The sequence below is a fragment of the Pseudomonas sp. NFACC05-1 genome, assembly GCF_900100135.1.
GTDB lineage: Bacteria > Pseudomonadota > Gammaproteobacteria > Pseudomonadales > Pseudomonadaceae > Aquipseudomonas > Aquipseudomonas fluorescens_Q.
In genome coordinates, this window is the sequence record NZ_FMTR01000034.1 from 1 (window position 1) to 11,940 (window position 11,940).

Consider the following 11,940-nt stretch of genomic DNA (forward strand, 5'->3'; position numbering starts at 1 on the left):
CGCTCCGGTTACCGAGCGCAGTGGCAAGAAGAAAATCGTTCGCTGGCGCTATCAATGTTCAACCTTTTTGCGCCAGACATTTGTCGAGTGGGCTGCCCACAGCATCAATCAATCGGTATGGGCAGGGGCGTACTATCGCCAGCAGAAGGCCAAAGGCTGCTCTCATCAAGCAGCCCTGAGGGCACTGGCTTTTAAATGGATCAGGATCGTTTATCGGTGCTGGAATGCTGGATCCCAGTATGACGAGAGCGTCTATTTACAAGCCTTGGCCCGCCACGACTCGCCTTTGATAAGAGCACCGGAGGCAACGAAAGCATGTTGACGGAAGAGCTCAGAGCGTGAAGCAGCCCCAAACAAGCAAATGGGATAGATCTGACCCACCCAGGTGGCAATTAAAGGGGCTGCTGCGCAGCCCAGCGGGGATGAATCCCCTCGCCACAAGTCAGCTACCAGCCTTGTAAGATGCGATCCACACTTTACGGATGACGGTTGCGCACTAAACCCGCAAAATGCAACGATTCCGACAACGCCTGCGGGCGTGGTCGACCAAATTCTTGTGCCAATAGACTGGGCCTGCTGACTTTATGCGAATGCGCCTTATGTTACTGGGCGGCGGAAATGCCCTTGGGCAGGCGCTGATTCGCCTCGGTGCAGAAGAAGACATCGGTTTTCTTGCCCCCCGCCCGCCCGAAGACGGTTGGGATGCCGCGAGCCTGACGCAACTGCTCGACGACACCCGTCCGGACGCCTTGATCAACCTGGCGTACTACTTCGACTGGTTCCAGGCCGAGGCTGTCAGCGAGCAGCGCCTGGCCAGCCAGGAGCGCGCTGTCGAGCGCCTGGCCGAGCTGTGCCAGCATCACAACATCGTCTTGCTGCAACCGTCGAGCTATCGCGTGTTCGATGGCTCCCGCGCCACGGCCTACAGCGAGAAAGACGAGCCCGTGCCCCTGGGCGTGCGCGGCCAGGCGCTGTGGCGGATCGAGCAAAGCGTGCGCGCCACTTGCCCGCAACACGTGCTGCTGCGGTTCGGCTGGCTGCTGGACGACAGTGCCGATGGCATCCTCGGACGTTTCCTGGCCCGGGCCGAACAGCCCGAGGAGTTGCTGCTGGCCGACGACCGCCGCGGTAATCCGACGCCGGTGGACGATGCGGCACGGGTGATCATCTCGGTGCTCAAGCAACTCGATTGCGCGGCGCCGCTGTGGGGCACTTATCATTACGCCGGGCACGAGGCGACTACACCGCTGGCGCTGGGCCAGGCGATCCTCACCGAAGCCCGTGCCCTGCATCCGCTGGCCATCGAGTCGCCCACCCCCCAGGCCCACGCCGCACGGCCGGACGCCGCGGAAGAACCGCAGCACGCGGTGCTGGCCTGCAAGAAAATTCTGCACACTTTCGGGATCAAGCCCCGCGCCTGGCGCGCGGCACTCCCGGGCTTACTGGATAGGTTTTATCGCCATGGCTGAAGGCCCTGTTTTAATCACCGGCGGCGCGGGTTTCATTGGCTCGCACCTGACCGACGCCTTGCTTGCCAAGGGACATTCGGTACGCATCCTCGATGATCTGTCCACTGGCAAGCGCAGCAACCTGCCGCTGGACAACCCCGCTGTCGAACTGATCGAAGGCGACGTCGCCGATGCCGCGCTGGTGGCGCGGGTCATGGCCGGTTGCAGCGCCGTCGCGCACCTGGCGGCGGTGGCTTCGGTGCAAGCTTCGGTGGACGATCCGGTGCGCACGCACCAGAGCAACTTCATCGGCACCCTGAATGTCTGCGAGGCCATGCGTCAGTCCGGTGTGAAGCGAGTGCTGTTCGCCTCCAGCGCAGCGGTCTACGGCAACAACGGCGAAGGCGAGTCCATCGACGAAGAGACCCCCAAGGCGCCGCTCACGCCGTATGCCTCGGACAAACTGGCCAGCGAGTTCTACTTCGACTTCTATCGCCGCCAGCATGATCTGGAGCCGGTGGTGTTCCGCTTCTTCAACATCTACGGCCCGCGCCAGGATCCGTCCTCGCCGTATTCCGGGGTCATCAGCATCTTCAGCGAACGGGCACAGAAAGGCCTGCCGATCACCGTGTTCGGTGATGGCGAGCAGACCCGGGATTTTGTCTACGTCGAAGACTTGGTGGACTTGCTGGTGCAGGCCATCGAGAAGCCAGAAGTGGAAGTGGGGGCAGTGAACGTCGGCTGGAACCAGGCCACGACCCTCAAGCAGATGCTCCAGGCCCTGGCCGCCGTGGTGGGTGATCTGCCGCCGATCAGCTACGGCCCGGCGCGCTCCGGCGACATCCGCCATTCCCGGGCCGACAATCGCCGGCTGGGGCAGCGCTTCAGCTTTCCCCAGCAAACTCCGCTGAGTGTGGGGCTGGCGCGGCTGTTGGGCCGCTGAACGAAAAAGGCGCCTTTCGAGGCGCCTTTTTCATGAACTTGCTGGAGTGAACACTGTGGCGAGGGAGCTTGCTCCCGCTGGGCTGCGAAGCAGACCCAAAGTATTTGCGACCGCTTCGCGCTCGAGCGGGAGCAAGCTCCCTCGCCACAGGATGTGTTGTCAGCTGTTCATTGCGTTGCCATTTAGAACTTGTAACCCAACCCCACCATGTAGATCCATGGGTCCACGTCGACATTCACCTTGGCCCGGGTACCGCCGGCCACGGCGTTGTTGTCCACATAGGCGGTGGTGTCGATGTCGATGTAGCGAATCTGGCCGTTGATCATGACGTTGTCGGTCAACATGTAGTCAGCGCCCACTTGCCACGCCATGCCCCAACTGTTGCTCGCGCGGAAATTGCTGAAGCCGTTGGCACTGGCTTCGCTGCCGACGTGTTCGTCGTAGATCCAGGTGTAGTTGATACCGGCGCCGACATAAGGCTGGAACGTCGACTTGGCGTCGAGTGGGTAGTAGACCAGGCTCAGGGTTGGCGGCAGGTGCTTGAGGGTGCCGAGCTTGTTGTTGGCCGCGCCCAGGGCGGTGCCTTTGATTTTCACGTCGTGCTCGAACGGCGAGGCCGCCAGCAGTTCGATCCCCAGGTTGTTGGTGATCATGTAGGCGAAGTTCAAGCCCAACTGCGTGTCGCTGCTCATGGTCGCCTTGCCGCCCAGGTCGGCGCCGGCCAGCGGGCCACGGTCGACCTTGACGCTGGAGCTGTCGGCTTCCGGATTGACGGTGATGGCACCGGCGCGAACGATAATATCGCCGGCTGTGTGGGCCTGGGCGAGTGGGGCGGCGAGCGCGAGGGCGGCGAGGGAAGCGCAGAGCAAGGACTTGTTCATGAGGGCTCCAGAGGGCATCGAAATTTGATGTCTCATGGTACGAAGCCGTCTGGTCCGGTCTTTTGACCCAGCTCAATGAGTCAGGGGGTGTTTAATTGACTCAGCTCAATAAAAGCGCTGATGAGAAAATTCGAGGGAACCATCGCGAGCAAGCTCGCTCCCACATCATTCGACCGCATGCTTTCTGAAGAAACACGATCAACTGTGGGAGCAAGCTTGCTCGCGATAGCTATCTGACTGACCGCACATCACGACCGGATTCACTCCGGCAGCTCATATACATAAATTTTCTCGGCCTCCATCTGATACCCGGCATCGGCCAGTTCACTGGTGGACGGCTTGACCTGCATCGGCCCTTCGACCCAGTACGGTTGATACAACTCGTCGAGCTTGACCCCGACTTCACTTTTCACATGCACGATCTGGTTGGACGGCGGTGGTGGTACGTGGATACAGGCGCCGAAATACGGCACCAGCAAAAAGTCGGTGGTGCGACCTTCCTCGCTGACTTCCAGCGGCACGATATAGCCCGGCAAACGAATCTGCTGGCCATCGAGGGCCTTGACCACCGGGGCGTTGGGCAAGTCCTGCTTGGCCGCAGGGGCGGACTCGGCGGCCAGGGCGTCGCTCATCTTCGACAAGTCGTGCAGCGGGGTCATGTTCGGCACTTCTGGCGGGGCGTCCGGCGGGATCATTTCCGACCAGGCCAGGTCCCTCGGCTCGGCCGCCCACAGCGGCAGGGCGACCATCATCAACAGCGCAAGCAGGGCGCGGGGCATTTTCAAGGTCCTCATAGACGGATCGACAGGCCGTCGGCCAACGATTGGCGATAGGCGCGCCAGGCCGGCACGCTGCCCATCAGCAGGGCGGCGACCAGGATGCCAGCCAGCAGCGTCCATTCATATTCGCTCGGCCAGCCCAGCGGCAAGTACAAGCCGTAGGCCGATTGCACGTAACCCTGGGCGGCGGCGATGCCGATGTACAGCAAGGCCAGCCCGGCGATGACCCCGGCCAACGCCAGGGCGAAGGCTTCGAGCACCAGCAGCGTTGCGATGTGCCACGGCCGCGCACCCACCGAGCGCAGGATCGCCATTTCCCGGCGGCGCTCGTTGAGGCTGGTGAGGATCGCCGTAAGCATGCCGATCAACCCGGTCAGGACCACGAACAACGAAATCACGAACAAGGCTTTTTCCGCCGTGCCCATCAAGCTCCACAACTCCTGCAGCGCCACGCCGGGCAGGATCGCCAGCAAGGGTTCGCCGCGGAACTCGTTGATCTCGCGCTGCAAGGCAAAGGTGGAAATCTTGCTGTTGAGGCCGAGCATGAACGCGGTGATCGCTTGGGGCGTGAGGTCCATGTTGCGGGCCTGGTCGGCGCTGATGCGGCCATTGCCCTGGGCCGGCACGCCGTTCTTCCAGTCGATGTGGATCGCCTCCATGCCACCGAGGCTGATGTGCAGCGTGCGGTCCACCGGGGTGCCGGTGCGCTTGAGAATCCCGACCACGGTGAAGGGCTTGTCGTCGTGCTTGACCAGGCTGATCGCCGCCACGCCGTGGGCCAACACCAGTTTGTCGCCGAGCTTGTAGTGCAGCGCCTCGGCCACTTCGGCACCGAGCACCACTTCGAACGGATCGGTTGCGAAAGCCCGGCCGTCGGCCAGTTCCAAGTGCTGCTGGCGGCCGTACTGGTAATGCTCGAAGTAGGCCTCGGTGGTGCCCATCACCCGATAACCACGGTGGGAATCGCCCAGGGACATGGGGATCGCCCACTTCACTTTCGGGTTACTGGCGAAGTGTTCAAAGCTGTCCCAGCGGATGTTGTTGGTGGCGTTGCCGATGCGAAACACCGAATACAGCAGCAGGTTCACGGAGCCGGAGCGGGCGCCGACGATCAGGTCGGTGCCACTGATGGTGCTGGCGAAACTGGCTCGTGCTTCGGTGCGCACTCGCTCCACCGCCAGTAACAGACAGACCGAGAGGGCGATGGCAAACGCGGTGAGGATCGCGGTGAAGCGGCGGTTCGCCAGGCTGGCCATGGCTAGACGGAACAAATACATCTCAAACCTCGAGTGGCGTGGCGGCGCGATTGAGATCGGCCAGCGACAGGTTGCGGTCGAACAGCGGCGCCAGGCTCTGGTCGTGGCTGACGAACAACAGGCTCGAGCCGGCCTCGCGGCATTCGGCGAACAGCAGTCGCAGGAAGTTTTCCCGGGCGTCGTAGTCCAGGGCCGAAGTCGGCTCGTCGGCGATCACCAGCTCCGGCTGGCCGATCAGGGCCCGGGCGGCGGCGACCCGTTGCTGTTGGCCGATGGACAGCGAGTCGGCGCGCCGCCCCAACAGGTTCGGATCGGTCAAGCCCAGGTGGGCCAGCAGCGTGGCGGCGGCTTGATCGACGCTGCCGTGGCGCTGGATCGCCCGTTGCGCACGCAGCTTGGAAAAGTGACAGGGCAGCTCGACGTTTTCGCGCACCGAGAGAAACGGCAGCAGGTTGAACTGCTGGAAGATATAGCCGGTGTGGTCGACGCGAAAGCGGTCGCGACGGCCGGCGCCCAGTTCGCTGAGTTCCTGGCCAAGCAGGCGGATGCTGCCGCGGTCCGGTGTCTGCACCCCGCCCAGCAGCCCCAGCAAGGTGGTCTTGCCGCTGCCGCTCGGGCCCTTGAGAAACAGCGTCTCACCAGCCTCCAGGCGGAACGCCGGGATATCCAGCAACGGCGGATGCCCGGGCCAACTGAAGCCCAGGTCGGAGAGTTCGATGAGTGCTTGGGTCATATGAAACCGGTCAAATTAAAGATCAACTCCTGTGGGAGCGAGCTTGCTCGCGATAGCGGTTTGTCAGGCAGCATCTGTGTTGGATGTGCCGGCCTCATCGCGAGCAAGCTCGCTCCCACATGGGCTTTCGGTGTACTTAGAATTTCAGGCTGGCCGCCTTGGCCGTCACTTCCACGCCTTGCTGGCCGCTCGGGCTGATCAGTTGTACCTGAATTTTCTGGGTGGCCGGGAAGGTTTTGAACAGGGTCGCCAGGTCCAGGTTCTTCAGTGCACCCGGGGCGGCGCAGGTGAATTGGTAGTGGGCATGAATCTCACTGTGCTCGCCGTGGTGCTCGTCGCCGCCTTCATCATGGTCTTCGTGGTCCGGTTCATCGCCGAACAATGGGCTTTCCAGTTCCTGTTGGGCCACGGTGCATTTGGCGGCGGCCGGCAAGTTGAACAACGCCAATGGCTTGTCCAACTGCGCGCGTACGGCGGCGACCTTGGCCTTGTCGGCATCGCTGGTGGCGGCATGTTCGAAGCCCACCAGGTTCATCGCCGGGCTTTCCAGTTCCAGCTCCAGGGTCTGGCCGTCCAGGGCGGCGTTCAACCGGCCCACACCATGTTCATGGGCACCCAGGCTGCCGTGCTCGTGGTCATGATCATGCTCGACCGCCCCATGAGCGACGGCCAATGGCAGCAGGGCGAACGGCAAAGCGAGAAACAGACGACGCATGACGAGTCTCCGAAAAGGTTATGTAATCTTATAACGAAAGTGCGGAGAGTTTGACCGTCTGCTTGGCGTCGCGCAAGGGCCATGGGAGCATGCGAACATGAAATATTCAGGAGCACGGTGATGTTGCGGATACGCGGAACCGTCGGCGATTGGCCGGTGGACTTGTCGATCGAAATGGATGAGAGCGACTGGGCGCAGCTCGGCGCGCAATTGCAAGTGGCCAAGTGCGAGGGTGTCGCGGCCCCGGCGACCAAACCGGTGGCCAATCCGGTGAGTCAGGACGATGCCCAGTGGCAGATCGCCAAGGAACTGCTGCGCAAGGCCGGGCAATTGAGCGGCCCGGACCTGCTGGAGCAACTCGAAGGCCTGACCGGCAGCGCCTCGGCGGGCAAGCGCCTGTTGGTGCGCTTGCGCCACTGTGCCGAGGTCAAGGTACTGAGCGGCGCCGATACGCCGCTCTACAGTTGGGTGGGAGAAGAAGCGGCAAGCTACAAGCCGCAAGCTTCAAGCTGAAGCAATCTTGCAGCTTGCAGCTTGCCGCTGCCCCCCTAATACAACGCCGCGAACAGCTTGCGACGATAGCTCGTCACCAGCGGATGATCGTTGCCCAGCAGTTCGAACACTTGCAGCAAGGTCTTGTGGGGCAAGCCTTCGCTGTAGCTGCGGTTACGCATGAACAGCTTGAGCAGTGCATCGAGGGCCGCTTCGTACTGCTGGCGCGCCAGTTGCTGGATCGCCAGTTGGTACACCGCTTCATCGTCCTGCGGGTCTTTTGCCAGTCGGGCCTTGAGGTCGGCGGCGTCCGGCAGGTGCTTGGCCAGGCCGAGGAACTGGATTTGCGCCTTGGCGCCGGCGAGCGCGGCTTTGTGCTCGTCGCTTTTTACCGCATCGAGCACGGTCTGCGCTTCGTCCAGCTCGCCGCGTTCAGTCAGGCAACGGGCGTACAGGATCAGCGCCTTGGCGTTGGTGTTGTCTTCACCCAGCAACACCGTGAGCAGGGCTTCAGCGTCGGCGAAACGACCGTCGTCGAACAGCGCCTGGGCTTGTTCGAACGGGTCGGCGGCGGCTGGCGGTGGCATCTGCACGTGGGGTTCGAGCATCGCCCGCACCGCCGATTCCGGCTGGGCCCCGGCAAAGCCATCGACCGGCTGACCGTCCTTGAACAGCACCACGGTGGGCAGGCTGCGGATGCCGAAGCGGGCGACGATATCCTGCTCGATGTCGCAGTTGACCTTGGCCAGCAGCAGTTCGCCCTGATAGCTCTCGGCAATGGTTTGCAGCATCGGCATCAGGGCCTTGCACGGCGCACACCACTCGGCCCAGAAATCCACCAGCACCGGTTTGTGGAAAGAGTTCGCGATCACCGACTGGTCGAAATCGGCGGTGGTGGCGTCGAAGATGTAGGGCGTTTCCTGAGTCATGGGCAATCTCGTAGAGCGCTTGAATGGGGCAACTATACGGCTTGGTGGGGGGTGGCTGAAAGCGGGGTGGTCTTTCGTCCCGTGGTGTCTGACAGGACGCCATCGCGGGCAAGCCCGCTCCCACAGTTGATCTTCAGTGGGTACAACATTCGCGTTCACTCTAGATCCCGTGTGGGAGCGGGCTTGCTCGCGAAGCTTTTCAGGCGCGCCGCGCGTGATACAGGCTCACATGCCGAAACTCTTCAGGCTCGGCCAGGTCCGGCAAGGTCATGGCCTGGAGCATGTCGATGCGTCGGTACAGCGGATGCTGGAAGTCCCGCACCCGGGAATCGGCCACCAACGCCTCGCGACCACGGCTGAGGAACTGGTCGAGCAGCGGCAGGTTGGCCCGGTCGTAGAGCACGTCGGCAACCAGGATCAGGTCGAAGCGATCGGCCTCGGCGAAGAAATCCGTTGAATACCCCAGCTTCACGTCATTGAGCGCGGCATTGGCCCGGCACGCGGCAATCGCCAGAGGGTCCAGGTCGCAGGCCACCACCTCCAGCGCTCCAGCCTTGACCGCCGCGATGCCCGCCACGCCAGAACCGGCGCCAAAATCCAATATGCGCTTGCCCTTGACCCACTGCGGCTGTTCGGCCAGGTAGCGCGCCATCGCCAGGCCGCTGGCCCAGCAGAAACTCCAATAGGGCGGCTCGTGGAGAATGCGGCGGGTTTCTTCCGGGCTGAAGGCACGGTCCATGTTGTCGCCGTCGATCAGCCACAACTTCAAGTCGGCGCCGGGTAGCGGGCAGGCCACCAGGCGCGCGTCACCCAGCAATTCACTCAACGCCCGTTGCAGGTCCTGCGGTGCACTCATGGCGCCTTGACGAATTGCAGGGCGCCCAGGGCCTGGGTGGTTGGTTGGCTGATGCGTTGCTCCGGCAGGTGCAGGATCAACTGGCCCGACTGGCTGGCGCGGCCACGCAGTTCCACCCGGGCGCCGACCGGGAAGGCGTCGGGGTTGAAGCGCAGGCGGAAGGGCAGGGCCTGGTTGGTACCGATCAGGCTGGAACTGGCGAGCAATTGCTGCGGACGGTCCTTGTCATCGATCACCAGCAGCGCCAGTTCAACCTCGGCCCCGGCCGGTACGCCTTGCAAGGTGCCGCTCAATTCGCGCTGATACGCCGGCAGTGGCCCCAGTTCGGCGGCCTGGCGGGCTTTTTCCTGGGCCTGTTTCGGCGCCGGGGCCGGGGCGGGGGCCGCGGGCTTGGGGGCGTCGCTGCTGCACGCCATCAGCAGGCTGAAAAGACTGAGCAAAACGAGCGATCGTAGCGGCATGTGTGGCTCCAGCAAGGTGAATTCCATGGATCTGACGGTAAGCCCGTCTGTATACCGTAAACCCTATGGCTTGTCTTGCCAGTGGGATGCGCTACCATGGCCCTCCCTTTTTTTGTTGCCTGCCACCATGCACTGTCCCTTCTGCGGTGCCAACGACACCAAGGTCATCGACTCGCGACTGGTCGCCGAGGGCGAACAAGTCCGCCGCCGCCGCGAATGCCTGGCTTGCGGCGAACGTTTCACGACGTTCGAGACCGCTGAACTGGTGTTGCCGCGCCTGATCAAAACCGACGGCAGCCGCCAGCCGTTCGATGAAGAAAAACTGCGCGCCGGCATGCAGCGCGCCCTGGAAAAACGCCCGGTGAGCGTCGAGCGCCTGGAAGCGGCGCTGGTGCACATCAAGCACAAGCTGCGGGCGACCGGCGAGCGCGAGGTCAAATCCCTGGTAGTCGGTGAGTTGGTGATGGCCGAGTTGCAGAAGCTCGATGAAGTCGCCTACATCCGTTTCGCCTCGGTGTACCGGCGCTTCCAGGACCTGAACGAGTTCCGCGAAGAAATCGACCGCCTGGCTCGCGAACCGGTGAAAGAATGACCGTCTCGGCGCAGCAGGCCGTCCTCGACGCCCACTACATGGCCCGTGCCCTGGAGTTGGCGCGACGCGGTCACTACACCACCCATCCCAATCCCCGGGTCGGTTGCGTGATCGTGCGTGACGGGCAGATTGTCGGCGAAGGCTGGCATATCCGTGCCGGCGAGCCCCATGCCGAAGTCCATGCCCTGCGCGCCGCTGGCGAACAGGCCCGCGGCGCCACGGCTTACGTGACCCTTGAGCCGTGCAGCCATCACGGGCGTACGCCGCCGTGTGCCGATGCGCTGGTCAACGCCGGCGTGGCGCGGGTGGTGGCGGCGATGCAGGACCCCAACCCGGAAGTCGCCGGGCGTGGCCTGCAAAGGCTGGCCCAGGCCGGCATCGCCACCGAAAGCGGCGTGCTGGAGGGTGAAGCACGCAAGCTCAATGAGGGTTTTCTCAAACGCATGGAGCAGGGGCTGCCGTTCGTGCGGGTCAAGCTCGCCATGAGCCTCGATGGCCGCACCGCCATGGAAAGCGGCGAAAGCCAGTGGATCACCGGCCCGGCCGCACGTTCGGCGGTGCAACGCCTGCGCGCCCAGGCCAGTGTGGTGCTGACCGGCGCCGATACGGTGCTGGCGGACAACGCCCGGCTGACCGTGCGCGCCGATGAACTCGGGCTCGATGCGGAGCAGACGGCGTTGGTCATGAGCCGCCCGCCGCTGCGGGTGTTGGTGGACGGTCGTCTGCGGGTGCCGCTGGATGCCGCGTTTTTCAAGGCCGGTCCGGCGCTGGTCGCTACCTGCATGGCGGTGGAAGAACAATACGCCAACGGTCCCGAATGCATGATCGTGGCAGGCGATGACGGCCAGGTCGATCTGCGTCGGCTGCTGGTGGCGCTGGCTGCCCGGGATGTCAATGAAGTGCTGGTGGAGGCTGGTCCGCGCCTGGCGGGCGCTTTTGCCCGGCAAGGGCTGGTGGACGAGTTCCAGATTTTCATCGCCGGCAAGTTCCTCGGTTCTTCGGCGCGGCCGCTGTTGGACTGGCCGCTGGCGCAGATGAAAGATGCCCCGCAGCTGAAAATCACCGAAATCCGCGCCGTGGGCGATGACTGGCGAGTCATCGCCGTTCCCGTTCCACCGGCCAGCGTATAATTCCCGGCTTTCGCGCAAGCGGCGGCCTGTTCTCGAGGAGGACTCCATGTTTACCGGCATCATCGAATCCATCGGCAGCATCCGTGCACTCACCCCCAAGGGCGGCGATGTGCGGGTCTACGTCGAAACCGGCAAGCTCGACCTGAGCGACGTCAAGCTGGGCGACAGCATCGCGGTGAACGGCGTGTGCCTGACCGCCGTTGAACTGCCAGGCAACGGCTTCCTGGCGGACGTGAGCCGTGAAACCCTCGACTGCACGGCCATGAACGACCTCAAGAGCGGCAGCCCGGTCAACCTGGAAAAAGCCCTGACCCCCACCACTCGCTTGGGCGGGCACCTGGTCAGCGGCCATGTGGACGGCGTCGGCGAAGTGGTCTCGCGCACGGATAACGCCCGGGCCGTGGAGTTTCGCATCCGCGCGCCCAAGGAATTGGCCAAGTACATTGCCCACAAAGGCTCGATCACCGTCGACGGCACCAGCCTGACGGTCAACGCGGTGGATGGTGCCGAATTCCTGCTGACGATCATTCCCCACACCCTGAGCGAAACCATCATGGCCTCGTACCGGCCAGGTCGCCGGGTCAACCTGGAAGTCGACTTGCTGGCCCGTTACCTGGAGCGCCTGCTGCTCGGTGACAAGGCCGCGGAGCCTGCATCCGGCAGCAACATCACCGAAAGCTTCCTGGCCGCCAACGGCTACCTCAAATCCTGACCCAAGGGGGTGC

At 63.4% G+C, this 11,940-nt stretch carries 14 protein-coding genes and 1 pseudogene; 7 read left to right on the forward strand and 8 right to left on the reverse strand.

Going from position 1 to position 11,940, the window contains the following annotated elements; all coding sequences use genetic code 11:
* The 3 genes and pseudogenes from BLO97_RS31795 to BLO97_RS28080 form a co-directional block, all read left to right on the forward strand.
* Positions 1–322, forward strand: a pseudogene (locus BLO97_RS31795) (IS110 family transposase); the annotation flags it as partial.
* Positions 323–584: 262 nt separating this feature from the next.
* Positions 585–1,469: a sugar nucleotide-binding protein gene (locus tag BLO97_RS28075; protein WP_053188636.1), complete on the forward strand. Its 885-nt coding sequence runs from the start codon at positions 585–587 to the stop codon at positions 1,467–1,469.
* Positions 1,462–2,391, forward strand: coding sequence for an NAD-dependent epimerase/dehydratase family protein (locus BLO97_RS28080; RefSeq protein WP_063324158.1), 930 nt, complete (start codon positions 1,462–1,464; stop codon positions 2,389–2,391). The genes BLO97_RS28075 and BLO97_RS28080 overlap by 8 nt, the downstream gene beginning before the upstream one ends.
* Before the next feature lie 182 nt (positions 2,392–2,573).
* Here the strand turns inward: BLO97_RS28080 and BLO97_RS28085 are convergent, their stop codons facing one another.
* The 5 genes from BLO97_RS28085 to BLO97_RS28110 form a co-directional block, all read right to left on the reverse strand.
* The gene (locus tag BLO97_RS28085) at positions 2,574–3,272 is read right to left on the reverse strand and encodes an OmpW/AlkL family protein (protein WP_063324159.1); all 699 of its coding nucleotides are present in this window, start codon (positions 3,270–3,272) and stop codon (positions 2,574–2,576) included.
* 260 nt (positions 3,273–3,532) lie between these two features.
* The gene (locus tag BLO97_RS28090) at positions 3,533–4,051 is read right to left on the reverse strand and encodes a DUF3299 domain-containing protein (RefSeq protein ID WP_013694320.1); all 519 of its coding nucleotides are present in this window, start codon (positions 4,049–4,051) and stop codon (positions 3,533–3,535) included.
* A gap of 11 nt (positions 4,052–4,062) precedes the next feature.
* The gene (locus BLO97_RS28095; RefSeq protein ID WP_092225539.1) at positions 4,063–5,328 is read right to left on the reverse strand and encodes an ABC transporter permease; all 1,266 of its coding nucleotides are present in this window, start codon (positions 5,326–5,328) and stop codon (positions 4,063–4,065) included.
* A gap of 1 nt (position 5,329) precedes the next feature.
* Complete coding sequence (locus BLO97_RS28100) at positions 5,330–6,040, reverse strand: ABC transporter ATP-binding protein (RefSeq protein ID WP_063324161.1); 711 nt, start codon at positions 6,038–6,040, stop codon at positions 5,330–5,332.
* Positions 6,041–6,176: 136 nt separating this feature from the next.
* The gene (locus tag BLO97_RS28110; protein WP_092225537.1) at positions 6,177–6,755 is read right to left on the reverse strand and encodes a DUF2796 domain-containing protein; all 579 of its coding nucleotides are present in this window, start codon (positions 6,753–6,755) and stop codon (positions 6,177–6,179) included.
* Between the two features lie 120 nt (positions 6,756–6,875).
* On the opposite strand from BLO97_RS28110, the gene BLO97_RS28115 reads away from it, so the two are divergent.
* Positions 6,876–7,268, forward strand: a complete 393-nt coding sequence (locus BLO97_RS28115) for a hypothetical protein (protein ID WP_092225535.1) — start codon at positions 6,876–6,878, stop codon at positions 7,266–7,268.
* A gap of 35 nt (positions 7,269–7,303) precedes the next feature.
* Here the strand turns inward: BLO97_RS28115 and trxA are convergent, their stop codons facing one another.
* From trxA to BLO97_RS28130, 3 genes are all read right to left on the reverse strand, one after another.
* Positions 7,304–8,176: a thioredoxin gene (gene trxA, locus BLO97_RS28120; protein WP_072346362.1), complete on the reverse strand. Its 873-nt coding sequence runs from the start codon at positions 8,174–8,176 to the stop codon at positions 7,304–7,306.
* 199 nt (positions 8,177–8,375) lie between these two features.
* On the reverse strand, positions 8,376–9,032 hold the full coding sequence (locus tag BLO97_RS28125; RefSeq protein WP_092349298.1) for a class I SAM-dependent methyltransferase: 657 nt from the start codon (positions 9,030–9,032) through the stop codon (positions 8,376–8,378).
* The gene (locus tag BLO97_RS28130) at positions 9,029–9,493 is read right to left on the reverse strand and encodes a YbaY family lipoprotein (RefSeq protein ID WP_092225533.1); all 465 of its coding nucleotides are present in this window, start codon (positions 9,491–9,493) and stop codon (positions 9,029–9,031) included. Before BLO97_RS28130 ends, BLO97_RS28125 begins: the two co-directional genes overlap by 4 nt.
* A gap of 127 nt (positions 9,494–9,620) precedes the next feature.
* Between BLO97_RS28130 and nrdR the strand changes: the two genes are divergently transcribed.
* The 3 genes from nrdR to BLO97_RS28145 are packed head-to-tail and all read left to right on the forward strand — an operon-like array spanning position 9,621 to position 11,927.
* Positions 9,621–10,085, forward strand: coding sequence for a transcriptional regulator NrdR (gene nrdR / locus BLO97_RS28135; protein WP_013694316.1), 465 nt, complete (start codon positions 9,621–9,623; stop codon positions 10,083–10,085).
* Positions 10,082–11,215 (forward strand): bifunctional diaminohydroxyphosphoribosylaminopyrimidine deaminase/5-amino-6-(5-phosphoribosylamino)uracil reductase RibD, encoded by a 1,134-nt coding sequence (ribD, locus tag BLO97_RS28140; RefSeq protein ID WP_092225531.1) that lies wholly within the window; start codon positions 10,082–10,084, stop codon positions 11,213–11,215. The genes nrdR and ribD overlap by 4 nt, the downstream gene beginning before the upstream one ends.
* Before the next feature lie 46 nt (positions 11,216–11,261).
* The gene (locus BLO97_RS28145; RefSeq protein ID WP_041022468.1) at positions 11,262–11,927 is read left to right on the forward strand and encodes a riboflavin synthase; all 666 of its coding nucleotides are present in this window, start codon (positions 11,262–11,264) and stop codon (positions 11,925–11,927) included.
* Positions 11,928–11,940: the final 13 nt, after the last annotated feature.

Excerpts from the sequence above, each read along its gene's own strand:
- BLO97_RS28075 (WP_053188636.1), top strand. The coding sequence starts at position 585 with ATGCGAATGCGCCTTATGTTACTGGGCGGCGGAAATGCCCTTGGGCAG.
- BLO97_RS28080 (WP_063324158.1), top strand. The coding sequence starts at position 1,462 with ATGGCTGAAGGCCCTGTTTTAATCACCGGCGGCGCGGGTTTCATTGGC.
- BLO97_RS28085 (WP_063324159.1), bottom strand. The coding sequence starts at position 3,272 with ATGAACAAGTCCTTGCTCTGCGCTTCCCTCGCCGCCCTCGCGCTCGCC.
- BLO97_RS28090 (WP_013694320.1), bottom strand. The coding sequence starts at position 4,051 with ATGCCCCGCGCCCTGCTTGCGCTGTTGATGATGGTCGCCCTGCCGCTG.
- BLO97_RS28095 (WP_092225539.1), bottom strand. The coding sequence starts at position 5,328 with ATGTATTTGTTCCGTCTAGCCATGGCCAGCCTGGCGAACCGCCGCTTC.
- BLO97_RS28100 (WP_063324161.1), bottom strand. The coding sequence starts at position 6,040 with ATGACCCAAGCACTCATCGAACTCTCCGACCTGGGCTTCAGTTGGCCC.
- BLO97_RS28110 (WP_092225537.1), bottom strand. The coding sequence starts at position 6,755 with ATGCGTCGTCTGTTTCTCGCTTTGCCGTTCGCCCTGCTGCCATTGGCC.
- BLO97_RS28115 (WP_092225535.1), top strand. The coding sequence starts at position 6,876 with ATGTTGCGGATACGCGGAACCGTCGGCGATTGGCCGGTGGACTTGTCG.
- trxA (WP_072346362.1), bottom strand. The coding sequence starts at position 8,176 with ATGACTCAGGAAACGCCCTACATCTTCGACGCCACCACCGCCGATTTC.
- BLO97_RS28125 (WP_092349298.1), bottom strand. The coding sequence starts at position 9,032 with ATGAGTGCACCGCAGGACCTGCAACGGGCGTTGAGTGAATTGCTGGGT.
- BLO97_RS28130 (WP_092225533.1), bottom strand. The coding sequence starts at position 9,493 with ATGCCGCTACGATCGCTCGTTTTGCTCAGTCTTTTCAGCCTGCTGATG.
- nrdR (WP_013694316.1), top strand. The coding sequence starts at position 9,621 with ATGCACTGTCCCTTCTGCGGTGCCAACGACACCAAGGTCATCGACTCG.
- ribD (WP_092225531.1), top strand. The coding sequence starts at position 10,082 with ATGACCGTCTCGGCGCAGCAGGCCGTCCTCGACGCCCACTACATGGCC.
- BLO97_RS28145 (WP_041022468.1), top strand. The coding sequence starts at position 11,262 with ATGTTTACCGGCATCATCGAATCCATCGGCAGCATCCGTGCACTCACC.